The sequence below is a fragment of the Citrobacter sp. CK199 genome (assembly GCF_030333285.1).
Classification (GTDB): domain Bacteria; phylum Pseudomonadota; class Gammaproteobacteria; order Enterobacterales; family Enterobacteriaceae; genus Citrobacter_B; species Citrobacter_B koseri.
This window is the reverse complement of record NZ_JAOWGF010000024.1, coordinates 280,085-302,121: the sequence shown is the minus strand read 5'-3', so window position 1 is coordinate 302,121 and position 22,037 is coordinate 280,085. Positions and strand designations below refer to the sequence as shown.

Annotated in this window: 18 protein-coding genes; 14 read left to right on the top strand and 4 right to left on the bottom strand. The window is 57.5% G+C overall.

What is annotated here, in order from left to right:
• The first annotated feature begins 202 nt into the window (after positions 1–202).
• The 6 genes from hemA to kdsA are packed head-to-tail and all read left to right on the top strand — an operon-like array spanning position 203 to position 5,507.
• A complete protein-coding gene (gene hemA, locus OGX75_RS05550) occupies positions 203–1,459 on the top strand; it encodes a glutamyl-tRNA reductase (RefSeq protein ID WP_012132157.1) in 1,257 nt (418 codons plus the stop codon).
• A 40-nt stretch (positions 1,460–1,499) separates the two neighbouring features.
• Positions 1,500–2,582, top strand: coding sequence for a peptide chain release factor 1 (gene prfA / locus OGX75_RS05545; protein WP_047463426.1), 1,083 nt, complete (start codon positions 1,500–1,502; stop codon positions 2,580–2,582).
• Positions 2,582–3,415: a peptide chain release factor N(5)-glutamine methyltransferase gene (gene prmC / locus OGX75_RS05540; protein ID WP_286451285.1), complete on the top strand. Its 834-nt coding sequence runs from the start codon at positions 2,582–2,584 to the stop codon at positions 3,413–3,415. Before prfA ends, prmC begins: the two co-directional genes overlap by 1 nt.
• Positions 3,412–3,804, top strand: a complete 393-nt coding sequence (gene sirB2 / locus OGX75_RS05535) for an invasion regulator SirB2 (protein ID WP_047463430.1) — start codon at positions 3,412–3,414, stop codon at positions 3,802–3,804. The genes prmC and sirB2 overlap by 4 nt, the downstream gene beginning before the upstream one ends.
• Before the next feature lie 3 nt (positions 3,805–3,807).
• Entirely contained in the window at positions 3,808–4,617 is an 810-nt protein-coding gene (gene sirB1, locus OGX75_RS05530; RefSeq protein ID WP_012132161.1) for an invasion regulator SirB1, read from the top strand.
• 35 nt (positions 4,618–4,652) lie between these two features.
• Entirely contained in the window at positions 4,653–5,507 is an 855-nt protein-coding gene (kdsA, locus tag OGX75_RS05525; RefSeq protein ID WP_012132162.1) for a 3-deoxy-8-phosphooctulonate synthase, read from the top strand.
• Between the two features lie 105 nt (positions 5,508–5,612).
• On the opposite strand, the gene chaA is transcribed toward kdsA, so the two are convergent.
• On the bottom strand, positions 5,613–6,713 hold the full coding sequence (chaA, locus tag OGX75_RS05520; RefSeq protein WP_012132163.1) for a sodium-potassium/proton antiporter ChaA: 1,101 nt from the start codon (positions 6,711–6,713) through the stop codon (positions 5,613–5,615).
• A gap of 271 nt (positions 6,714–6,984) precedes the next feature.
• On the opposite strand from chaA, the gene chaB reads away from it, so the two are divergent.
• Together chaB and OGX75_RS05510 are read left to right on the top strand one after the other, a co-directional pair.
• Positions 6,985–7,215, top strand: a complete 231-nt coding sequence (chaB, locus tag OGX75_RS05515; protein ID WP_286450679.1) for a putative cation transport regulator ChaB — start codon at positions 6,985–6,987, stop codon at positions 7,213–7,215.
• Positions 7,216–7,383: 168 nt separating this feature from the next.
• Positions 7,384–8,079 carry a gamma-glutamylcyclotransferase gene (locus OGX75_RS05510; RefSeq protein ID WP_286451286.1) on the top strand — a complete coding sequence of 232 codons (696 nt, stop codon included), beginning with the start codon at positions 7,384–7,386 and terminating at the stop codon, positions 8,077–8,079.
• Positions 8,080–8,109: 30 nt separating this feature from the next.
• Here OGX75_RS05510 and OGX75_RS05505 read toward each other — a convergent pair whose 3' ends face one another.
• From OGX75_RS05505 to OGX75_RS05495, 3 genes are all read right to left on the bottom strand, one after another.
• Positions 8,110–8,355 (bottom strand): DUF1883 domain-containing protein, encoded by a 246-nt coding sequence (locus tag OGX75_RS05505; protein WP_012132167.1) that lies wholly within the window; start codon positions 8,353–8,355, stop codon positions 8,110–8,112.
• 210 nt (positions 8,356–8,565) lie between these two features.
• Positions 8,566–10,350: a methyl-accepting chemotaxis protein gene (locus tag OGX75_RS05500; protein WP_049010650.1), complete on the bottom strand. Its 1,785-nt coding sequence runs from the start codon at positions 10,348–10,350 to the stop codon at positions 8,566–8,568.
• 160 nt (positions 10,351–10,510) lie between these two features.
• The gene (locus OGX75_RS05495) at positions 10,511–10,864 is read right to left on the bottom strand and encodes a DsrE/DsrF/TusD sulfur relay family protein (protein WP_049010651.1); all 354 of its coding nucleotides are present in this window, start codon (positions 10,862–10,864) and stop codon (positions 10,511–10,513) included.
• A gap of 73 nt (positions 10,865–10,937) precedes the next feature.
• On the opposite strand from OGX75_RS05495, the gene nasR reads away from it, so the two are divergent.
• The 6 genes from nasR to OGX75_RS05465 all read left to right on the top strand — a co-directional run bounded on the left by nasR (position 10,938) and on the right by OGX75_RS05465 (position 22,002).
• Positions 10,938–12,134, top strand: a complete 1,197-nt coding sequence (gene nasR, locus OGX75_RS05490; protein ID WP_286451287.1) for a nitrate regulatory protein NasR — start codon at positions 10,938–10,940, stop codon at positions 12,132–12,134.
• Between the two features lie 240 nt (positions 12,135–12,374).
• Positions 12,375–13,634, top strand: a complete 1,260-nt coding sequence (locus OGX75_RS05485; RefSeq protein ID WP_286451288.1) for a CmpA/NrtA family ABC transporter substrate-binding protein — start codon at positions 12,375–12,377, stop codon at positions 13,632–13,634.
• A gap of 1 nt (position 13,635) precedes the next feature.
• The gene (ntrB, locus tag OGX75_RS05480) at positions 13,636–14,517 is read left to right on the top strand and encodes a nitrate ABC transporter permease (protein ID WP_286451289.1); all 882 of its coding nucleotides are present in this window, start codon (positions 13,636–13,638) and stop codon (positions 14,515–14,517) included.
• A gap of 10 nt (positions 14,518–14,527) precedes the next feature.
• On the top strand, positions 14,528–15,316 hold the full coding sequence (locus OGX75_RS05475; protein WP_012132175.1) for an ABC transporter ATP-binding protein: 789 nt from the start codon (positions 14,528–14,530) through the stop codon (positions 15,314–15,316).
• 9 nt (positions 15,317–15,325) lie between these two features.
• Positions 15,326–19,393 (top strand): nitrite reductase large subunit NirB, encoded by a 4,068-nt coding sequence (gene nirB, locus OGX75_RS05470; RefSeq protein WP_286451290.1) that lies wholly within the window; start codon positions 15,326–15,328, stop codon positions 19,391–19,393.
• On the top strand, positions 19,390–22,002 hold the full coding sequence (locus tag OGX75_RS05465; protein WP_286451291.1) for a nitrate reductase: 2,613 nt from the start codon (positions 19,390–19,392) through the stop codon (positions 22,000–22,002). Before nirB ends, OGX75_RS05465 begins: the two co-directional genes overlap by 4 nt.
• The last annotated feature ends 35 nt before the right edge of the window (positions 22,003–22,037 follow it).

Here is a 22,037-nt window from a genome sequence, read left to right as displayed (position 1 = left end):
GCCGACAAACTGAACCCGTCGGTTGGTTGCAGTTATAACCCTTAATGCTAGCGCTGACCGGGTACATCGTCTACGTTCACGTTATCTTAATTTAAACAGTAAGCTATTACTCCAAAAGGAGGCTGTCTCTTTTATTGACCACGAGCATCCTGTATGATGCACCCAGTCTAACCTTATCAACGCTGGTACTATTCCCGCACACATGACCCTTTTAGCGCTCGGTATTAACCATAAAACGGCACCTGTATCGCTGCGAGAACGCGTAACGTTTTCGCCAGATACGCTCGATCAGGCGTTGGACAGCCTGCTTGCGCAGCCGATGGTGCAGGGCGGCGTGGTGTTGTCGACGTGCAACCGTACGGAGCTGTACCTCAGCGTTGAAGAACAGGATAACCTGCAAGAGGCGCTGATTCGTTGGTTATGTGATTACCATAATCTCAATGAAGACGACCTGCGCAATAGCCTCTACTGGCACCAGGACAACGACGCCGTCAGCCACCTGATGCGCGTCGCCAGCGGGCTGGACTCGCTGGTGCTGGGCGAACCGCAAATTCTCGGTCAGGTGAAAAAAGCGTTTGCGGATTCGCAAAAAGGTCATCTGCATGCCAGCGCGCTGGAACGCATGTTCCAGAAATCGTTTTCCGTCGCCAAACGCGTACGCACCGAAACAGACATCGGCGCCAGCGCCGTGTCCGTTGCTTTTGCCGCCTGTACGCTGGCGCGTCAGATTTTCGAATCCCTCTCCACGGTGACGGTGTTGCTGGTCGGGGCGGGTGAAACCATTGAACTGGTCGCGCGCCATCTGCGTGAACATAAAGTACAGAAAATGATCATCGCCAACCGCACCCGCGAACGCGCGCAAGTGCTGGCGGATGAAGTGGGAGCTGAGGTTATTTCGTTGAGCGACATCGACGAACGTCTGCGGGAAGCCGATATTATTATCAGCTCAACCGCCAGTCCGCTGCCGATTATCGGCAAAGGGATGGTGGAGCGCGCGTTAAAAAGCCGTCGTAACCAGCCGATGCTGTTGGTGGACATTGCCGTGCCGCGCGACGTGGAGCCGGAAGTCGGGAAACTGGCGAATGCCTATCTGTACAGCGTTGATGACCTGCAAAGCATCATTTCGCATAACCTGGCGCAGCGTAAAGCGGCGGCAGTGGAGGCCGAAACGATTGTCGCGCAGGAAGCCAGCGAATTTATGGCCTGGCTGCGCTCGCAAAGCGCCAGCGAGACCATCCGCGAATACCGTAGTCAATCAGAGCATGTACGCGATGAACTGACAGTTAAAGCGCTGGCAGCCCTTGAACAGGGCGGCGACGCGCAAGCCATTTTGCAGGATCTGGCATGGAAACTGACCAACCGCCTGATCCATGCGCCAACTAAATCTCTTCAACAGGCCGCCCGTGACGGGGATGACGAACGCCTGAATATTCTGCGCGACAGCCTCGGGCTGGAGTAGCAGCACACCAATCTATTTTTTACAGGGTGCATTTACGCCTATGAAGCCTTCTATCGTTGCCAAACTGGAAGCCCTGCACGAACGCCATGAAGAAGTTCAGGCGCTGTTGGGTGATGCGGGAACCATCGCAGACCAGGAACGCTTTCGCGCGCTGTCGCGTGAGTATGCGCAATTAAGCGATGTTTCTCGCTGTTTTACGGACTGGCAACAGGTTCAGGATGATATCGAAACGGCACAGATGATGCTCGACGATCCTGAAATGCGCGAGATGGCGCAGGATGAACTGCGCGAAGCCAAAGAAAAAGGTGAACAACTGGAGCAACAGTTGCAGGTTCTGCTGCTGCCAAAAGATCCCGATGACGAACGTAACGCTTTCCTCGAAGTGCGCGCCGGAACGGGCGGCGATGAAGCCGCGCTGTTCGCAGGCGATCTGTTCCGCATGTACAGCCGTTACGCTGAAGCGCGTCGCTGGCGGGTAGAGATCATGAGCGCCAGTGAAGGCGAGCATGGCGGCTATAAAGAGATCATCGCCAAAATCAGCGGCGATGGCGTTTACGGGCGACTCAAGTTTGAGTCCGGCGGCCATCGCGTTCAGCGCGTCCCGGCGACCGAATCGCAGGGGCGTATCCACACGTCCGCCTGTACCGTCGCCGTTATGCCGGAACTGCCGGAGGCCGAACTGCCGGATATTAACCCGGCTGATTTACGTATCGACACCTTCCGCTCTTCGGGCGCGGGCGGTCAGCACGTTAACACCACCGACTCCGCAATTCGTATTACGCACTTGCCGACCGGTATCGTGGTGGAGTGCCAGGACGAACGTTCACAGCATAAAAACAAAGCGAAGGCGCTGTCGGTGCTTGGGGCGCGCATCCATGCCGCAGAAACGGCGAAGCGTCAGCAGGCTGAAGCCTCAACCCGGCGTAACCTGTTAGGTAGCGGCGACCGCAGCGATCGCAACCGTACCTATAACTTCCCGCAGGGTCGCGTGACGGATCATCGTATTAACCTGACCCTCTACCGTCTGGATGAGGTGATGGAGGGGAAACTGGACATGCTCATTGAGCCGATTGTTCAGGAACATCAGGCCGACCAACTGGCGGCGTTGTCCGAGCAGGAATAATGGATTACCAGCACTGGTTGCGTGAGGCGATAAGCCGCTTACAGGAGAGTGAAAGCCCCCGACGTGATGCCGAGATTTTGCTGGGTCACGTTACCGGTAAGGGGCGCACCTTTATTCTGGCATTTGGCGAAACGGCACTGACCGACACGCAGTGTGAGCAACTGGCGCAGTTGCTGGCGCGTCGTCAGCGCGGCGAACCGGTTGCACACCTGACTGGCATGCGCGAGTTCTGGTCACTGCCGCTGTTTGTCTCGCCCGCTACGCTGATTCCGCGCCCGGACACCGAATGTCTGGTCGAGCAGGCGCTGGCGCGTCTGCCTGATTCGCCGTGTCGGATTCTCGACCTCGGCACCGGAACCGGCGCGATTGCGCTGGCGCTGGCGACAGAGCGACCGGACTGCGAGGTCACGGCGGTAGACCGTATGCCAGACGCCGTGGCGCTGGCTGGCCGTAATGCGCAACATCTGGCGATTCACAATGTTCGCATACTGCAAAGCGACTGGTTTGCGGCGTTACCGGGGCAGCAATTTGACATGATCGTCAGCAACCCTCCGTATATTGATGCTCATGATCCCCATCTCGCGCAGGGCGATGTGCGTTTTGAACCGCTGTCGGCGCTGGTCGCAGACGATAACGGCATGGCGGATATCACGTACATTATCGCGCAGGCGCGCCATGCGCTGGCGCCGGGGGGGTATCTGTTGCTGGAGCACGGCTGGCAGCAAGGGGCGGCGGTCAGAACCGCGTTGACGCAGGCGGGGTACGTTCAGGTTGAGACCTGCCGTGATTATGGCGACAACGAACGAATCACGCTTGGGCGGATCGCGCCATGAATACATTTACGCTGCTGCTGGGCGTCCATCTGACCAGCGTTACGCTTTCCGTTAGCCTGTTCGTGCTGCGTTTCTGGTGGCGCTATACCCGCCATGCGCTGGCATCCGCACGTTGGACGCGGGTTGTCCCGCCGATTATTGATACCGTTTTGCTGCTTAGCGGAGCGGGGTTAATCATAAAAACGCACATCCTGCCATTCACCGAACAGGGGACATGGCTGACTGAGAAGTTGTTTGGCGTTATCATCTACATCGTTTTGGGTTTTATTGCGCTTGATTATCGTCAGGCGCGCAGTCAGCAGGCGCGCGTTATCGCCTTCCCGCTGGCGCTGGTGGTGCTGTACATCATCATTAAACTCGCCACCACAAAAATACCGTTACTGGGGTAAGTCATGAGGTCGTTAGCTGATTTCGAATTTAATAAAGCGCCACTGTGCGATGGGATGATCCTGGCATCGGAATCGATCCGCCTGGATTTTCCGACGCAAGCGGTCTATGACGAACTGGAACGTCTGGCCAGTCTGGCGCATGAAGAAATTAGCCAGCTCCTGTCTCAGGATGAGCAACTGGAAAAATTGCTGGCACTTTTTTATGGCGAGTGGGGGTTCAGAGATACCCACGGCGTCTATCGTCTTTCTGATGCATTATGGCTCGATCAGGTTCTGAAAAACCGCCAGGGGAGCGCGGTATCGTTAGGCGCAATCTTATTGTGGCTGGCTCACCGGCTGGGTCTCCCATTGGTGCCGGTCATTTTCCCGACCCAGTTGATTCTGCGTATTGAATCGCTGGAGGGGGAAATGTGGCTGATCAACCCATTTAACGGCGAAACGCTCGATGAGCATACGCTGGAAGTCTGGCTGAAGGGCAATATTAGCCCGGTCGCTGAACTGTTTAACGAAGATCTGGATGAGGCGGATAACGCTGAGGTCATTCGCAAATTGCTGGATACGCTGAAATCTTCCTTGATGGAAGAGCGGCAAATGGAACTGGCGTTGCGCGCCAGCGAAGCGTTACTGCAATTTAACCCGGAAGACCCTTACGAGATCCGCGACCGGGGTCTGATTTATGCGCAACTGGAGTGTGAACATGTTGCGTTGACGGATTTAAGTTATTTTGTTGAACAGTGTCCAGAAGACCCGATCAGCGAAATGATTCGTGCGCAGATTAATACCATTGCGCACAAGCAAATTGTTTTGCATTAATTAATCGACATTTTACCCATGGTTAAGGCGATCTTATGAAACAAAAAGTGGTTAGCATTGGCGACATCAACGTGGCAAATGACCTGCCATTCGTGCTGTTTGGCGGTATGAACGTGCTGGAATCACGCGATCTGGCGATGCGTATCTGTGAACACTACGTAACCGTGACCCAGAAGCTGGGTATTCCTTATGTGTTCAAAGCCTCTTTTGATAAAGCCAACCGTTCCTCTATTCACTCTTACCGTGGCCCGGGTCTGGAAGAAGGGATGAAGATTTTCCAGGAACTGAAACAAACGTTTGGTGTGAAAGTGATCACCGACGTTCATGAAGCCAGTCAGGCGCAGCCTGTCGCTGACGTGGTGGATGTCATTCAGCTTCCGGCATTCCTCGCTCGCCAGACCGACCTGGTGGAAGCGATGGCAAAAACCGGCGCGGTCATTAACGTGAAAAAACCGCAGTTCGTCAGCCCTGGTCAGATGGGCAATATCGTGGACAAATTCCACGAAGGCGGCAACGATAAAGTGATCCTGTGCGATCGCGGTGCGAACTTCGGCTACGACAACCTGGTTGTTGATATGCTGGGCTTTAGCGTGATGAAGAAAGTTTCCGGTAACTCGCCTGTTATTTTCGACGTCACCCATGCGTTGCAGTGCCGCGACCCGTTTGGCGCCGCGTCTGGCGGTCGTCGCGCGCAGGTTACCGAACTGGCGCGCGCCGGTATGGCGGTAGGCCTGGCCGGTCTGTTCATTGAAGCGCACCCGGACCCGGAGCATGCGAAATGTGATGGTCCGTCCGCGCTGCCGTTAGCGAAGCTGGAACCGTTCCTGAAGCAAATTAAAGCGATTGACGATCTGGTGAAAAGCTTCGGTGAGCTGGATACCGAACACTAAGCGGGAATGATGTGTGCCGGATGGCGTCTGACGCCGTATCCGGCCTACAATAAACGCGGTTTCGTAAGCCCGGTAAGCGTAAACGCTACCGGGCTTTTTTGTCCGTCAGGCAAAAATGGTCATCAGGTAAGCGATAAACAGAGCCAGATGCGCCGCGCCGTTCAACACATTGGTTCGCCCGGTCGAGAAGGAAATGTGGCACAGCACCAGCGAGGCCACCATTACCACCATCTCCGGGGCGCCCAAACCGAAGAGCAGGTCATTTCCGGTGGCCCATGCAATCAGCGTCACCACCGGTACGGTCAGGGAGATGGTTGCCAGTACCGAACCAAAGAACAGGTTCATGGCTCGCTGTACCTGGTTATTCAACACCGCTTTCAGCGCGCCCAGCCCTTCAGGGGAGAGGATCAGCAAGGCCACGAGGAAACCGGTAAATGCCACTGGCGCATTCAGTTCGGTTAACAGTGTCTCCAGAGGATTGGCGTTCATTTTCGTCACGGCGATAACGGCAATCAGATGTACGATCAGCCATACAGCGTGCCAGATGTTGCTGTGCGCGGACGGTTTGCCGTGGTGCGGGTCATCGTCATCACTTTCATCTTCATGCTCGTAAACGAATAAACTCTGGTGCGTTTTTGTCTGAATCAGCAGGAAAACGCCGTACATCGCGGCGGAAATAAGCGCCACTAACAGCGCCTGAGCCGTAGTAAAATTCGCCCCTGGCAGCGCCATAGGGAAGACCAGTACGATAATCGCCAGCGGAAACAGGGCAATTAAATACTGTTTAATGCCAAACAGGTTCATATATTGCGTGGCGAATTTACGACCGCCAAGCAGCAGAGAAAAACCGACCAGTCCGCCAGTTACAATCATGATGATTGAATAGAGCGTGTCGCGCATCAGCGTTGGCGCGGCGTCGCCGGTGGCCATCAATGCGGAAATTAAACTCACTTCCAGAATAACGACAGAAAGACTTAAGATCAGGGAACCGTAGGGTTCGCCGAGTCGGTGCGCTAATACATCCGCATGGCGGACAACGCTGAAAGCGCTGCTTAAAATACCAATAAGGGCAAGTATATTAATACCGATGACCACTGGTAGTGACTGACTGCTTCCCCATAAGAACAGCACCACCAGTGCCAGAACCGGGAAAATAAGCGAGGTCTCCTTGTGGCGGGTTTTCACCGCCTCATGTGCGTGTGTCATTATGATTCTCCATCTCCGCAGGTGTTTTTAATTATAAATGTATTAAAGATTGTAAAAAATAACAGAAATCGCGGCTTCATCATTGTGTTTTTACGTAATTTTACGGCATGGGCTATTTTTCCCCGCAGAGTGAATAAAAAAGTACGTCTTGTTTAGAGAGTATATGAATAACAGTGGGTTAGTGACAAATAAAAAGTAAAATAGCACCCGACTGGCGAGACAAAACATTGTTGACCACACTAAAGGTTTACAGCAAAAAGAGGAGTCAGCAATGCCTTATAAAACGAAAAGCGATTTGCCGGAAAGCGTGCAGAATGTGCTGCCTGCGCACGCGCAGGATATCTATAAAGAGGCGTTTAATAGCGCCTGGGAACAATATAAAGATAAAACGGACAGACGTGACGACGCCAGCCGGGAGGAGACCGCGCATAAGGTTGCCTGGGCTGCCGTCAAAAATGATTACCAAAAAGGGGGCGATGATAAGTGGCATAAAAAGCGCTGATCGTCTTCGTGCCAGGCCAGGCAAATGATGCGCGTTGAGCGTCTGTTGCCTTGCAAGCGGCGATTGAATTGCATATTGTCCTGTTAGTGGTTTCAAAATGAGCAGTTAAAATGCCCGGAAGGCGTCAAAAAAGTGTTGCAGGGAAGTTTGCAGTGGCGGAGGTGTAAGGTGTTAACGCGTGATTTTTTACTGAATGCCGATTGTAAAACGGCGTTTGGCGCTATTGAAGAATCACTACTTTGGTCAGCAGAACAACGGGCCGCTTCACTGGCGGCGACGCTTGCCTGTAGGCCCGATGATGGACCGGTGTGGATCTTCGGTTATGGATCGTTGATGTGGAATCCGGCGTTAGAATTTGACGAGTCCTGTACCGGTACGCTGGTCGGCTGGCACCGGGCGTTTTGTCTGCGTCTGACGGCAGGGCGTGGAACGGCGTGTCAGCCCGGACGGATGCTGGCGCTGAAAGAGGGCGGGCGAACTACTGGCGTGGCTTATAAACTGCCGGAGAACGCGCTGGAGCAGGAGCTGACGCTACTGTGGAAGCGGGAAATGATTACCGGCTGCTATCTTCCCACCTGGTGCCAGCTGGCGCTGGATGATGGCCGGACGGTCAATGCGCTGGTGTTTATTATGGACCCGCGACACCCGCTGTATGAGTCGGATACTCGCGCTCAGATTATCGCGCCGCTGATTGCTGCCGCCAGTGGGCCGTTGGGCACCAACGCGCAATATCTGTTCTCGCTGGAACAGGAGCTTGCCAGACTGGGGATGCGGGACGATTGCCTGAACGATCTGGTGGCGAAAGTCAGAGGCTTGGTAGGCGAGAATCAGCCGGAAAGGGGATTCAACCCCGGATTTGCCTGAGCGTTGCCCCTGAATCCAGGGGCAAAAACATCAGGCTGCGATATAACTGATGGAGTGTTCCAGTGACTGGCTGTGGCTGTCGATCAGCACGTTCCAGACACCGGTGTACGGTACGGTCAGCCAGGCATTATCACGGTTCTGCACGCTTAAAATATCGGTCTGCGTGTCTTTGACGTGTTTTTTCTCGCTCATTAAATGGATGTGGCAGCGTTCAGAACAACGCACTATCACCGTATCCCCACCAAACAATTTCAAACTTGCTTTCACTAATGCCATTTTTCACCCCGTTCTTGAAAACAACGTACTCCCTTGCGGAAGTGCTGCGTGATGTTGTTCACATTTCACTCACTGCATAACACCAAAGGGTGAGCTCACGGATGCTGATTTTGATCAAAAAATGGCATAACCATTAAACAAAAATGACAAAATACCTGAAAATCATTGAAAGGGCGTGGTAACTTTCGACAAAAACACGCCCTTATAAGATTAAATTCGGAAATGCCCGGCAGTTTCAGCCAGCTCGCCTGCCTGGCTCTGCAAGGCGCCTGCGGCAGCGGCAGACTGCACCACCAGTTCAGCGTTCTGTTGCACCATGCGATCAAGGTGGTTCACGGAGTGATTTATTTCCTGAATGCCTTTCATCTGCTCACTGGTGGCGATGCTGATTTCATGCATGATGCCGGAGACATGGCCGATGCTGGACAGGATCTCCTGCATACTTTCTCCGGCCAGATGAACATAACGTGAACCTGTCGCGACGCTGGTGGTTGTGGAGTCGATCAGCGATTTAATCTCTTTTGCCGCCTGCGCGCTGCGGCTGGCAAGGTTGCGCACTTCACCCGCGACAACGGCAAACCCGCGGCCTTGCTCTCCCGCCCGGGCGGCTTCGACCGAAGCATTCAGCGCCAGGATATTGGTCTGGAACGCAATGCCGTCGATCACGCTGGTGATATCGCCGATTTTCGCCGATGCCCCTTCAATGGATTGCATTGTCGTGATTGCCTGCGAGACCACGTCGCCGCCGCGCGTGGCGGCCTGTGAGGCTTTTTGCGCCTGATCGTTGGCTTCGGCGGCAGATTCCGTGGACTGGGCGACCGATGCGGTGATTTGCTCAACGGCGCTGGCGGTTTCACGCAGGCTGGAGGCGGCCTGCTCGGTACGGCCTGAAAGGTCGCGGTTACCGGCGGCAATCTCCTGCGCGGCCATTTTCACCGAGGCACTGGCATCGCGTAGCTGTACCATTACCACGGACAGCTTATCGCTAAAACCGTTAAACGCCCTGGCGATTTGCGCGACTTCGTCCGTGCCGCTGTCCGGCAAACGTTGAGACAAATCGTTCGTCCCGTTGGCAATGGCATGCATCGCGTCGCGGATCGTGGACAGACGCTTCATCAGGCGAGCCACCAGAAGGTGCATCACTGCGCCGCCCGCGAGAACCAACAGCAGCAGAGACAGGGTGGACGCCTTCAGCAGCGCCAGCATGCCGGAGGTCGCCTCTTTTTCGTCTAACGCCACGACCAGCCACCAGTGGGTTCCTTGCACCGGCGTCGCCAGCAGCGTTTTACTGCTCTCGCCGATCAGCGCCTGAACAGGGTGTCCGCTTTTTACCTGATTGAAATCCACGCCGCTGACGACCTGCGCGAAAGGTTTCATCGTCAGCGCCGGATCGTTGGCGGCGATGAGCGTTCCGTTTTGGTCGAGCAACATACCGCTGCTGGCGGGCGTCGGTTGAATACCGTGTACATTCGCCACGACGGCATCCATCGCGACATCACCGGCGACCACCGCTTTCAGTTCGCCGTTCTCTTTCACCGGAACGGCGAACGTTACCACCAGCTTGCCGGTTCCGGCATCAACATAGGGGGCCGTAACGACGGCGGCGTCAGCGCTGACAACCTGTTGATACCAGGGACGTGACGTCGGATCAAAATCTGGCGGTATGCCTGCCGGGTCGGAGAATTTTGCTGTTTTGCTGGCATACCCGACATAGATATTCGTAAAGCCGCCGCCCAGCGCCATTTGACGAAATACCGGCACCGGATCGTCGGTTAGCGCCGCCTGCTGCAACGAGGAAATCATATTCATTTTGCTGCTAACCCAGTCGGCAATCGCCAGACTGTGGCTGGCGCTGGTACTGGTGAGCGTATCCTGCTGCGCTTGTCGGTTATCGAGACGCGTTACCTGAAGGTTAATCAGCGTGTTAAGGAGGAGGGCGACAACCAGACATCCCGTTGTCGCCGCAATAATACGGGCGCGAATTGAGCTGAACATAGTATTTCCTTCAGTGTGGTATTGGAAATCCTATCGGCTACCGGGCGGCGAATCTTGAGGCTGCAACCGCGTCCATAAGAAAATAGTATCAGCAGGGCTAAACGCGCGTTAAGCGCTAATGAAGGTGCGCGGAAACCAGGGGCAATTCCCGCGCCGGGGATCAGAAGGTCAGAACTTTATCCGCCGCCAGCGTCCACTGGGCCAGTTCGACCAGCGTACCGACTTCCACGCCGTCAATGAGCGGCAATGTGGTGATTCCCCGCCCGTCGGTACAGGTTTTACACAGTTTCACCGGGACGTTCTGCGCGGTCAGGATCTCCAGCATTTGCTGGATATTGTAACCTTCCGCAGGCTTCTGTCCGCGTAATCCTGCGGTGACGGCATCCGACATTAAAAATAAACGCAGATCGAGGTCGCCGGCCTGTTCACGTAGCGCAATGGCCAGACGCAGGCTGTTAAATAACGCTTCGCTACCGTATGCCGCACCGTTTGCGACGATCACTATCTTTTGCATTTTGACTCCTGTTGTCAGGGGGGCATGGATATTGCTTGTAGTACGGGTAGACCTGTTACCCGGGAGAGCAACGATGATGACGAATATGGAAAGCCGCCCCGGCGCCACCCAATGGTTTCATTATGCGCGCCAGCTTGAGAATACGCAGCTTCGCCAACTGGCGCAGTCAGGGAAGCTGGTGTCCCGGATTAGCTATCTGGTGCATATGCTACAGTGCGAACGCGGCGCATCCAACATCTGGTTGTGTTCCGCAGGGCAACTTTATGGGCCGGAGATACGCGCCAGCCGCGCGCTGGTGGACGAAGAACACGCCCGGTTGCAGTCCCTGTTGCAGGAGATGAGGCCGATGGCGAACAGCGCGCTCTGTCATCGCATCGCCGGGGCTGTCTGGTGTCTGGAGCAGTTGCCGCAGCTGCGCGAAGCGGTCAGTGGACGGCATAGCGATGCGCCACAGGCGATGGATCAGTACAGCCGCACGCTGCGCCACCTGCTAAGCATTGTGCCGCAGCTTAACGACAACATCGACCATCCCCACATCGCCGGAGGGATGGTCGCGCTGTACAGCTTTATGCAGGGTAAGGAGCTGGTGGGGCAGGAGCGGGCGCTGGGGGCGATAGGGTTTACGCAAGGGGCGTTCAGCCACGAGATGCGACAGGAGCTGGTGGATCGCATTGACGGACAGCAGCTCTGCTTTGACACCTTTATATCGCTGGCGTCTCCGACGGTGGTTCACGCATTTCGCCAGCAGTGCGAAGCGGAAGCCGCTATCGAACAGTGGCGCCGCCTGGCCTGTACGCGCCAGCCTGCGCCCGATAAGGGCGAAAGCGCTTTACGCTGGTTCACGCTCCAGACGCAACGGCTGGAGCAACTGCGCAGTATCGAGGAGATGCTGATCGCCGAGTTAATGTCTGCGGTGGAGCGTCGTCTGGCGCAGGATGAGACAACGTTGCCGCTCGCCAGCTGGCTGGATGATGCCACCGACGATACGTTCTCATTGCGCCGGGATAAGCAGTTGCTGCTGGTTGTGCGGCAACAGGCGCGGGAGCTGGAGCAGCTCAGCGGGCAACTGGCGTCGCTACAGGATGCGCTGGAGGAGCGAAAGGTTATTGATAAGGCCAAATATGTGCTGATGCATCACCAGAATCTGTCTGAAGAGCAGGCCTGGCAGTCGCTGCGCAAAATGGCGATGGACAAGAACCAGCGGATGGTGGACATCGCGCGTGCGCTGCTCACGGTGAAATCGCTCTGGCAGGTGACAACCAAAGGGTAGCTGCACAACGGCTGGGCATCGCGTGCCAGATTCGGGTGCAAGCGCGTTCGCGTACCGCCTGAAAAGCGGCGGAATAGGGGCATGTTGATGTTGGCATCTGAATTGCAGGACTGAAATGGTAAAAGAGTTCTGAAAACAGTTTAGCGGCAAACCAACGACGGTTTGCGCGCGTTTGGGATAAAGGCGTCCTGCAATGCTTCGGCATTGCCGGGCGCTTTTTTTTTGCAATGGGGAGCATGTATGGGTGACAGGTCTGTTTCATTGACGCGACGTCGATTATTGCAGGCAGGGGCCGCGATGGGCGGGGCGCTGCTGGTGCCCGGTTTGATGCAGTCCGTGTGGGCGGCAGGATCGGACAAACCCGAACTTGAAATTGTCAGAGTCGGCTTTATTCCGCTCACCGACAGCGCGCCGCTGATCATCGCCGCGTTGAAAGGGTTTGATAAGAAATACGGCATTACCCTCGTGCCGACCAAAGAGGCCAGTTGGGCGGCGGTGCGCGACAAACTCGTTTCCGGCGAACTGGACGCGGCGCATGTGCTGTATGGCCTGCTCTATGGTCTTGAGCTTGGTATCGCCAGTAAGCCGCAGCCGATGGCGAACCTGATGACGCTAAATCAGAACGGGCAGGCAATCACGCTGTCGACGGCGCTCCAGGAGAAAGGCATTACCGACGCTGGCGGATTGAAAAACATGATCGCCGGACAAGCGCCCGGCACTTACACCTTTGCGCATACATTTCCGACCGGAACGCATGCGATGTGGCTCTATTACTGGCTGGCCAGTGCGGGGATTAACCCGTTCTCTGATGTCCGAATGGTCGTCGTGCCGCCGCCGCAAATGGTGATGAACATGCGTATTGGCAACATGGTGGGTTTTTGCGTCGGTGAACCGTGGAATGCCCGTGCGATTAATGATCGCATTGGTTTTACCGCCACGACGTCGCAGGCCATCTGGCCCGATCACCCGGAAAAAATCCTGGGAACGCGCCGTGACTGGGTCGAACAGCATCCAAACACCGCCAGAGCGCTGGTCAGCGCGGTACTGGAGGCGGCGCGCTGGATCGACGCCTCAGTGGAAAACCGACGCGAAACCGCACAAATACTGGCCCGTCGCGCCTGGCTCAACACTAAAGAGCAGTACCTGACCGGACGTATGTTGGGCGAGTACGACAACGGCGCAGGGCATCGCTGGCAGGACGCGCACGCCATTCGTTTTTATCACGATGCGGAAGTGAGTTTTCCGTGGCATTCCGACGGGATGTGGTTCCTGACGCAGTTCCGTCGCTGGGGGCTGCTCAAGGACGCGCCGGATTATAACGCCATCGCCGCCCGGATTAACCGCACGGACATCTGGCGGGACGCCGCCGCAGCGGTAGGCGGCATCACGCCGCCTTCTCAGCTGTTACGCACCAGCACCCTCATGGATGGTTCCGTATGGACCGGGCGGGACCCCGAACGTTACGCCAACAGTTTCACTCTCCATCATCAAGGGGCCTGACATGAAAACAGTACAAAACGCGCAAAGACGCATCCCTGAACCCGCCGCCGGTGAAGTGATTACGCTGCCGCCCGTTACGGTGCGCAGGCGTAATCCGCCGTTGTCGCATCTGATGCGAACGCTGGCGCAGCGGATCGTTCCCGCATTGCTGGGGCTGGCGCTGCTGGTGGTGGGCTGGCAACTGGCGGCCATTAACAGCAAAGGCTTCCCGACGCCGCTCAGCACCCTTGATTCCGCGCTGACGCTGTTTGCCGACCCGTTTTATAACGGTGGGCCTAATGATATGGGGATTGGCTGGAATGTGCTGGCGTCGCTACAGCGCGTGGCGATTGGTTTTGGGCTGGCGGCGCTGGTGGGTATCCCGCTTGGCTTCCTGATCGGCCGGTTCACCTTTTTCTCACGCATGTTTACCCCGCTGATCGCGCTGCTGCGACCGGTCAGCCCGCTGGCCTGGTTGCCAATTGGCTTGCTGCTGTTTCAGAAAGCGGAACCGGCATCAAGCTGGACCATTTTTATCTGCTCTATCTGGCCGATGGTGATCAACACCGCCGAAGGCGTGCGCCGCATCCCACAGGATTACCTTAACGTTGCCCGTGTCCTGCAACTCCCGGAATGGACGGTGATGCGCCGTATTCTCTTTCCGGCGGTTCTGCCTGCGGTGCTGACCGGCGTACGCCTGTCTATCGGCATCGCCTGGCTGGTGATTGTGGCGGCGGAAATGCTCACCGGCGGTCTCGGCATTGGCTTTTGGATCTGGAACGAGTGGAACAACCTCAATGTGGAAAACATTCTCATCGCTATCGTCATCATCGGCGTGGTTGGCCTGCTGCTGGAGCAGGGCTTAATGCTGGTGGCGCGTCGTTTTAGCTGGCAGGAAAAATAAGGGGAACACCATGAAACCGTTAATTCAGGTACAGGCCGTCAGTCAGCGTTTTTCTACCGCCAGCGGCGAGTTTCTGGCGTTGCAAAACGTCTCTTTCGACATTCATGAAGGTGAAACCGTCAGCCTTATTGGGCATTCCGGCTGCGGGAAATCGACGCTGTTGAATCTGATTGCCGGAATTACGCTCCCTACCGACGGGGGGCTTATTTGCGACAACCGGGAAATCGCCGGGCCGGGGCCGGAAAGAGCGGTGGTCTTTCAGAATCACTCGCTGCTGCCGTGGCTGACCTGCTTCGATAACGTTGCGCTGGCGGTTGATCGGGTCTTTCGCCGCACGATGGGGAAAACAGAGCGTCGGGAATGGATTGAACACAATCTTGAACGGGTGCAAATGGGGCACGCTATGCACAAGCATCCGGGAGAAGTGTCCGGGGGGATGAAGCAGCGCGTCGGCATCGCCCGGGCGCTGGCGATGAAACCCAAAGTGCTGCTGATGGATGAACCGTTTGGCGCGCTGGACGCCCTGACGCGCGCGCATTTGCAGGACACGGTGATGCAAATCCAGCAGTCGCTCAATACCACCATTGTGCTGATTACCCACGATGTGGATGAAGCGGTGCTGCTCTCCGATCGCGTGCTGATGATGACCAACGGCCCGGCGGCGACGGTAGGCGACATTTTGCCCGTCACGCTTCCTCGCCCGCGTAATCGCGTGCAGCTGGCTGACGACAGCCGATACCACCAGCTGCGCCAGCAGATTCTTCACTTCCTCTACGAAAAGCAGCCGAAGGCGGCGTAGGGAGGCGGTATGACGCAGCGACTGGTCATTATCGGCAACGGGATGGCTGCCACCCGTCTGGTGGAGGCGCTGTTGGCGCAGGCGCCGCAGGCCTTCACGATAACCGTGGTGGGGGAAGAACCGCAGCATGCGTATAACCGCATTCAGCTTTCGCCCGTACTGGGCGGCGAAAAGCGCTTTGCGCAGACGCTGCTGCATCCGCCTGAGTGGTATCAGCGCCACGGCGTCACGGTGCTGACGGGGGAAACCGTCATCGCCGTTGACGCGATAGCGCGTACCGCCACCACCACCGGTCGAACGCTGGCGTGGGATGCGCTGGTGTTTGCCACCGGCTCGGTTCCGTTTATTCCGCCGATCCCCGGCGCTGATTTACCCCATGTGCATGCTTTTCGCACGATTAACGATGTGGACAGCATCCTGCATGGCTGCGGGCCGGTTGTCGTGCTGGGCGGCGGTGTGCTTGGCGTCGAGGCGGCTGCCGCGCTGCGACTAAAAGGTGACAATGTCACGTTAATTCATCGCGGCAATCGGTTCATGGAGCAACAGCTTGATGAGAAGGCCGGGGAACTGCTGGCGGAACACCTTAACGCACGCGGGATTGACTGCGTGCTGTCGTCCGGTATCGACAGGATTACGCCTGATGACGTCACGTTGACGAACGGTTGCGTGCTGTCTGCAACGCGCGTGGTGATTGCCACTGGCGTAAAACCCAATACGGCGCTGGCGCAGGCAAGCGGGGTGCCCTGTCAGCGTGGAATTGTGGTGGACGGGCAACTGCGCACGGCGGTGGCGGGGATCAGCGCGATAGGAGAGTGCTGTGAAATCGACGGTCAGACCTGGGGGCTGGTCGCGCCCTGTCTGGCGCACGCGGAGGTGCTGGCGGCCCGCCTGGCGGGAATCCCCGGCGCTGATTTTCACTGGCAGGACAGCGGTACGCGTTTGAAGGTGACGGGCATCGATCTGTTCAGCGCCGGGGAGGTAAACGCTACGGCAGGTGATGACCTGCTGCGCACATTTGACCCGCTGAGCGGCCATTACCGTCGTCTGCTGATCCGCAATGGACGGTTACAGGGGGTGCTGCTGATGGGCGATTGCCGCAGCGCCGCGCCGTTGACTGATTTGCTGGCGCAGGCTGCGTCGGCGAATCCTGACTGGTTATTCGACAGATTCGATACGCAGCCTGCGGCTGCAGGACAGGTGACTATGACAAAACCCACGTTGGCTGTTGTTGGACACGGTATGGTTGGCCACCATTTTCTTGAGCAATGCGTTAGCCGCAATCTGCATCTTGACTATCAGATTGTGGTCTTTGGCGAAGAGCGTTATGCCGCCTATGACCGTGTTCATCTGTCGGAGTATTTCGCCGGGCGCAGCGCAGAAGCGCTCTCGCTGGTGGAAGGCGATTTTTTTGCCCGCCACGGTATTGAACTGCGGTTGTCGCAATGCGTTACGGCGATCGATCGGGATGCCCGCGTTATTCGCACCGCCAGCGGACATGAAACGCACTGGGATAAACTGGTGCTGGCAACCGGATCATATCCCTTTGTTCCGCCGGTGAAAGGCGGTGATTCGGCGGCGTGTTTCGTCTATCGCACGTTGGACGATCTGGATGCGATTGCCGCGAAGGCAAAACACTCTCGCCGTGGGGTGGTGATTGGCGGCGGGCTGTTGGGGCTGGAGGCGGCGAACGCCTTGCGGCAATTAGGGCTGGAGACGCATGTTGTCGAGTTCGCGCCATCGTTAATGGCGGTTCAGCTTGATAATGCTGGCGCGGTGATGCTGCGCGAAAAAATCGAGGCGCTGGGCGTGAGCGTGCATACCTCGAAATCCACTGCGGAAATTGTCTCCACCCCGCAAGGGTTACAGTTGGTGTTTACGGATGGTAAGCGTCTGGAGACGGATATGGTGGTGTTTTCTGCCGGTATTCGCCCGCAGGATGCGCTGGCGCGCGGCGCCGGACTTCGTATCGGAGAACGCGGCGGGGTGTGTATTGATAATCAATGTCTGACCTCTGACGCGGATGTTTTTGCCATTGGTGAATGTGCGCTCTGGGACGGCAGGGTGTTCGGGCTGGTTGCGCCGGGCTACCAGATGGCGCGCGTGGCGGCAGCGCAGTTGGCCGGTGAAGATGCGGCGTTCAGCGGGGCGGATATGAGCACCAAACTCAAATTACTGGGGGTGGATGTGGCCTCGTTCGGCGATGCGCAGGGGCGCACGCCAGGCGCGCAAAGCTATCAGTGGACGCATGGCCCGGAGCAAATCTACAAAAAAATTGTGGTCAGCGCGGACGGCAAGACGCTGCTGGGCGGCGTGCTGGTGGGTGATGCGGCGGATTACGCCACGTTATTGCAAATGATGCTTAACGGTATGGCGCTGCCCGGACAGCCGGAATCGCTGATTTTACCTGCACTGGCGGGCAGCGCGCCGAAAGCGTTGGGCGTTGCGGCATTACCGGACAGCGCGCAAATATGCTCTTGTCATAACGTCAGCAAGGCGGACATTTGCCAGGCGGTCAGCGCGGGCGCAACGGAGATGGGCGCAATCAAGCAGTGCACCAAAGCGGCAACCGGCTGCGGTGGGTGCAGCGCGCTGGTGAAACAGGTGATGGAGTTCCAGCTGGCGGCACAGGGCGTGGAGGTTAAAAAGGATATCTGTGAACACTTTGCGTACTCGCGACAGGAGATTTACCACCTGGTGCGGGTGAACCGCATCCACACCTTTGAGCAGTTGATTAGCCGCTATGGTCGCGGGCATGGTTGTGAGATTTGCAAACCGCTGGTGGGCTCGGTGCTGGCCTCCTGCTGGAATGAGTATCTGCTAAAACCTGCGCATCTGCCGTTGCAGGACACCAACGATCGTTATTTTGCCAATATCCAGAAAGACGGTTCGTATTCCGTCGTACCGCGCATGGCGGCAGGCGAGGTGACGCCGGATGGGCTGATCGCCATTGGCGAAATCGCCAAACGTTATCAGCTCTACAGCAAAATTACCGGCGGGCAGCGTATCGACTTGTTTGGCGCGCGCCTCGAACAACTGCCGGATATCTGGCGCGATCTGGTTGCCGCCGGTTTTGAAACCGGGCACGCCTACGGGAAGTCGTTGCGCACGGTGAAATCCTGCGTCGGGTCAACCTGGTGTCGCTATGGCGTTCAGGATTCAACCGGTCTGGCCGTCACGCTGGAGAACCGCTACAAGGGACTGCGCGCCCCGCACAAAATCAAAATGGCGGTCTCCGGCTGTACCCGCGAGTGTGCCGAAGCGCAGGGGAAAGACGTTGGCGTGATCGCCACCGATAAGGGCTGGAACCTGTATGTCTGCGGAAACGGCGGTATGAAGCCGCGTCATGCGGATCTGTTCGCCAGCGATCTGGATGACGCCACGCTGATTAAATTCGTGGATCGCTTCCTGATGTTCTATATCCGTACCGCCGATCGCCTGCAACGCACCAGCACCTGGATGGATAATCTTGAAGGGGGCATCGACTATCTGCGCGAGGTGGTTATACACGACAGTCTGGGTATCGGCGACGAGCTTGAACAGGAGATGGCGCGGATTGTGGAAACATACCAGTGTGAATGGCAAACCACGCTGAACGATCCGCAGCGTCTGGCGCTGTTCCGCTCCAGCGTGAACGGTGACGAACCGGATGAAGCCGTAGCGCGCCAGATGCTACGTGGACAGCCGCAGCTGGCGAAACCGGCGGCGCCAGCGAGAGCCATCCTGCCGACAAAACCCTGGCAGGAGGTTTGTCAACTGGAGGAGATCCCCGAGCAGGCGGGCATTGGTGCCCGTCTAGGCAACCTGCAAATTGCGCTGTTCCGCTTTGGTCAGACGATTTACGCCCTTGATAACCATGAACCCGGCAGCGACGCAAACGTGCTTTCCCGGGGAATTCTGGGGGATGCCGGCGGTGAGCCCGTTGTCATTTCACCGCTCTACAAACAGCGTATTCGCCTGCGCGATGGTCGGCAGTATGACAGCGGTGAGCCCGTTGTGCGCGCCTGGCCGGTGAAAGTCGAAGCGGGCAAGGTATGGGTAGGGAATCAGGCGCTACTGCTGCGCGCGGAGGCGTCATGAATGAAACCCGGACAACGTGCCCTTACTGCGGCGTCGGCTGTGGGGTGATCGCCCGCGTCAGCGAACAGGGCGTCACGGTTCAGGGCGATCCCGATCACCCGGCCAATTTTGGGCGACTGTGTGTGAAAGGCGCCGCGCTGGGAGAAACCACCGGACTGACCGGACGGTTATTACACCCGCAGGTTAACGGTGAAACGGTAAGCTGGCAGCAGGCGCTGAACACGGCGGGCGAGCGCCTGCGCAGCATCATCGCGCAATATGGCCCAACGTCGGTGGCTTTCTACGCCTCGGGACAACTGCTGACGGAAGACTACTATGCGGCGAATAAACTGATGAAGGGATTCATCGGTGCGGCCAATATCGATACCAACTCGCGCCTGTGCATGTCGTCAGCCGTTACGGGCTACAAACGCGCGTTTGGCGCGGATGTGGTGCCATGCAGCTACGAAGATATAGAGCGCAGCGATCTGGTGATTCTGGTCGGCTCGAACGCGGCGTGGACGCATCCGGTGCTCTATCAGCGCCTGGTGCAGGCGCGAAAAGAGAACCCGTCCATGAAAGTGGTGGTGATTGATCCCCGGCGCACCGCCACCTGTGATATTGCGGATATGCACCTTGCCCTGACGCCCGGCAGCGATGGCGGGCTGTTTGTCGGGCTGCTGCACGCCATCGTGACAAGCGGCGAACATGACGTCGATTTTGATGATGCGCAGGCGGCGTTTGCCCGCGCCAGCCGCTGGCCTGTTGAGCGAGTCGCGCAATTTTGTGGTCTGGAACCCGCGGAAATCCGCCGGTTTTATGATGGTTTTCTGACCGCGCCGCGCGCAATAACCCTTTACACGATGGGGATTAACCAGTCCGCCAGCGGCAGTGATAAATGCAATGCGATCATTAATGTACACCTTGCCAGCGGTAAATACGGGCGGGAAGGCTGCGGGCCCTTTTCGCTGACCGGACAGCCAAATGCGATGGGAGGGCGTGAAGTCGGCGGGCTGGCGACACAGCTGGCGGCGCACATGAATTTTGAGCCGCAGGATCTGTCGCGGGTTGCCCGTTTCTGGGGCACGGAGCGGCTGGCGCAGACGCCAGGGTTGATGGCGGTGGATCTGTTCGACGCTATCGCGCGCGGCGAGATGAAGGCGGTGTGGATCATGGGCACGAATCCGGCGGTATCGCTGCCGGACACTCATGCCGTCTGTCAGGCGCTGTCTGCCTGCCCGTTGGTCATTGTCTCGGAGGTGGTGGCCGATACCGATACCAGTCGACTGGCGCATATCCGGTTTCCGGCGCTGGCCTGGGGGGAGAAAAACGGCACCGTCACCAACTCTGAACGGCGCATCTCGCGTCAGCGCGCATTTTTAACCGCCCCCGGCGAGGCCAGAGCAGACTGGTGGATTGTCGCGCAGATGGCAAAACAACTTGGCTTTGGCGAGGCATTCGCCTGGCAGGATGCGTGGGATGTCTTTCGGGAACACGCTGCGCTGTCGGGGTTTGAGAATGACGGCGACCGCGCGTTTGATATTGGCGCGCTGGCGGATCTGAACCGCGCGGCGTGGGATGAAATGGCGCCTGTCCGCTGGCCGGTCAGCCGTCACCACGGAGCGCTGGACCTGGCTCGCGGCTGGCATCGCAATAAGCGTCTGCGGCTGGTGCCCGTTGAACCGGAGGGCATGAGAACGCACTGTGACGCGCTCTATCCGCTTATTTTAAACAGCGGTCGCCTGCGCGATCAGTGGCACACCATGACCCGAACCGGAACGGTGGTTCGGCTTATGCAGCACATTAGCGAACCGATTGTTGAGGTTTCACCGTCTGATGCCGCCCGTTTTCACCTGGTGGATGGCGCATTTGGCCGTATCAGCTCCTCGCGCGGGGTAATGGTCGCCAGAGTGGTGATTCAGGCCGGCTTGCGGGAAGGGACGGCGTTTACGCCGATGCACTGGAATAATCGCTTTGCCCGGCAGGGAAGGGTGAATGCGCTGGTCGCGCCCGTCTGCGATCCTCAATCAGGGCAGCCGGAGAGTAAACAAACGGCGGTGCGCATCACGCCGTGGCAGCCGCGCTGGCAGGGGGAGTTGTTCATTCGCGAGGAGATAACCTTTCCTCCTTTTGTTCACTGGTGGCGTAAAGCGGCGGAAGGCGTGGCGCGTTTCACTCTCGCAAGCGATCGTGACGATCGCGACTGGTTGCTGGCGATGTGCCGCGAACAGCGCTGGCAATTGCAGACCGCGCAGACGTCGCAGGGGCTGAATATTCTGGCCTGGCAGACGGGACAATTAATGCTGGGGTTCTGGTCAGATGCGATAAAACCCGAAACAGACGATGCGGCGGTGATTGCCGCGTTCCGCCATCCGCCGGAAAATGCCCCTGAACGGCATGGCCTGTTGAGTGGCAAACCGGGCGGCGGGATACCCGACCAGGGACGCATTATCTGTAGCTGCTTTAGCGTGGGGGAGTGTGCTATTCAGCAGGCTATCGCACAAGGGTGCGACTCCGTTCAGGCGCTGGGCAAAACATTACGCTGCGGCACCAACTGCGGCTCATGCGTACCGGAGCTGAAAGCGCTGCTGGCGCAAACGGCATCCGCCGGAAGCCTGGGATTCTCCTGAAAATGCGATAAAGGGCTGCAAAACGCGGATGGAAA

Excerpts from the sequence above, each read along its gene's own strand:
- hemA (WP_012132157.1), top strand. The coding sequence starts at position 203 with ATGACCCTTTTAGCGCTCGGTATTAACCATAAAACGGCACCTGTATCG.
- OGX75_RS05475 (WP_012132175.1), top strand. The coding sequence starts at position 14,528 with ATGAAACCGTTAATTCAGGTACAGGCCGTCAGTCAGCGTTTTTCTACC.
- sirB2 (WP_047463430.1), top strand. The coding sequence starts at position 3,412 with ATGAATACATTTACGCTGCTGCTGGGCGTCCATCTGACCAGCGTTACG.
- chaB (WP_286450679.1), top strand. The coding sequence starts at position 6,985 with ATGCCTTATAAAACGAAAAGCGATTTGCCGGAAAGCGTGCAGAATGTG.
- OGX75_RS05495 (WP_049010651.1), bottom strand. The coding sequence starts at position 10,864 with ATGCAAAAGATAGTGATCGTCGCAAACGGTGCGGCATACGGTAGCGAA.
- kdsA (WP_012132162.1), top strand. The coding sequence starts at position 4,653 with ATGAAACAAAAAGTGGTTAGCATTGGCGACATCAACGTGGCAAATGAC.
- prfA (WP_047463426.1), top strand. The coding sequence starts at position 1,500 with ATGAAGCCTTCTATCGTTGCCAAACTGGAAGCCCTGCACGAACGCCAT.
- ntrB (WP_286451289.1), top strand. The coding sequence starts at position 13,636 with ATGAAAACAGTACAAAACGCGCAAAGACGCATCCCTGAACCCGCCGCC.
- nirB (WP_286451290.1), top strand. The coding sequence starts at position 15,326 with ATGACGCAGCGACTGGTCATTATCGGCAACGGGATGGCTGCCACCCGT.
- OGX75_RS05505 (WP_012132167.1), bottom strand. The coding sequence starts at position 8,355 with ATGGCATTAGTGAAAGCAAGTTTGAAATTGTTTGGTGGGGATACGGTG.
- sirB1 (WP_012132161.1), top strand. The coding sequence starts at position 3,808 with ATGAGGTCGTTAGCTGATTTCGAATTTAATAAAGCGCCACTGTGCGAT.
- OGX75_RS05500 (WP_049010650.1), bottom strand. The coding sequence starts at position 10,350 with ATGTTCAGCTCAATTCGCGCCCGTATTATTGCGGCGACAACGGGATGT.
- OGX75_RS05465 (WP_286451291.1), top strand. The coding sequence starts at position 19,390 with ATGAATGAAACCCGGACAACGTGCCCTTACTGCGGCGTCGGCTGTGGG.
- OGX75_RS05485 (WP_286451288.1), top strand. The coding sequence starts at position 12,375 with ATGGGTGACAGGTCTGTTTCATTGACGCGACGTCGATTATTGCAGGCA.
- prmC (WP_286451285.1), top strand. The coding sequence starts at position 2,582 with ATGGATTACCAGCACTGGTTGCGTGAGGCGATAAGCCGCTTACAGGAG.
- nasR (WP_286451287.1), top strand. The coding sequence starts at position 10,938 with ATGATGACGAATATGGAAAGCCGCCCCGGCGCCACCCAATGGTTTCAT.
- chaA (WP_012132163.1), bottom strand. The coding sequence starts at position 6,713 with ATGACACACGCACATGAGGCGGTGAAAACCCGCCACAAGGAGACCTCG.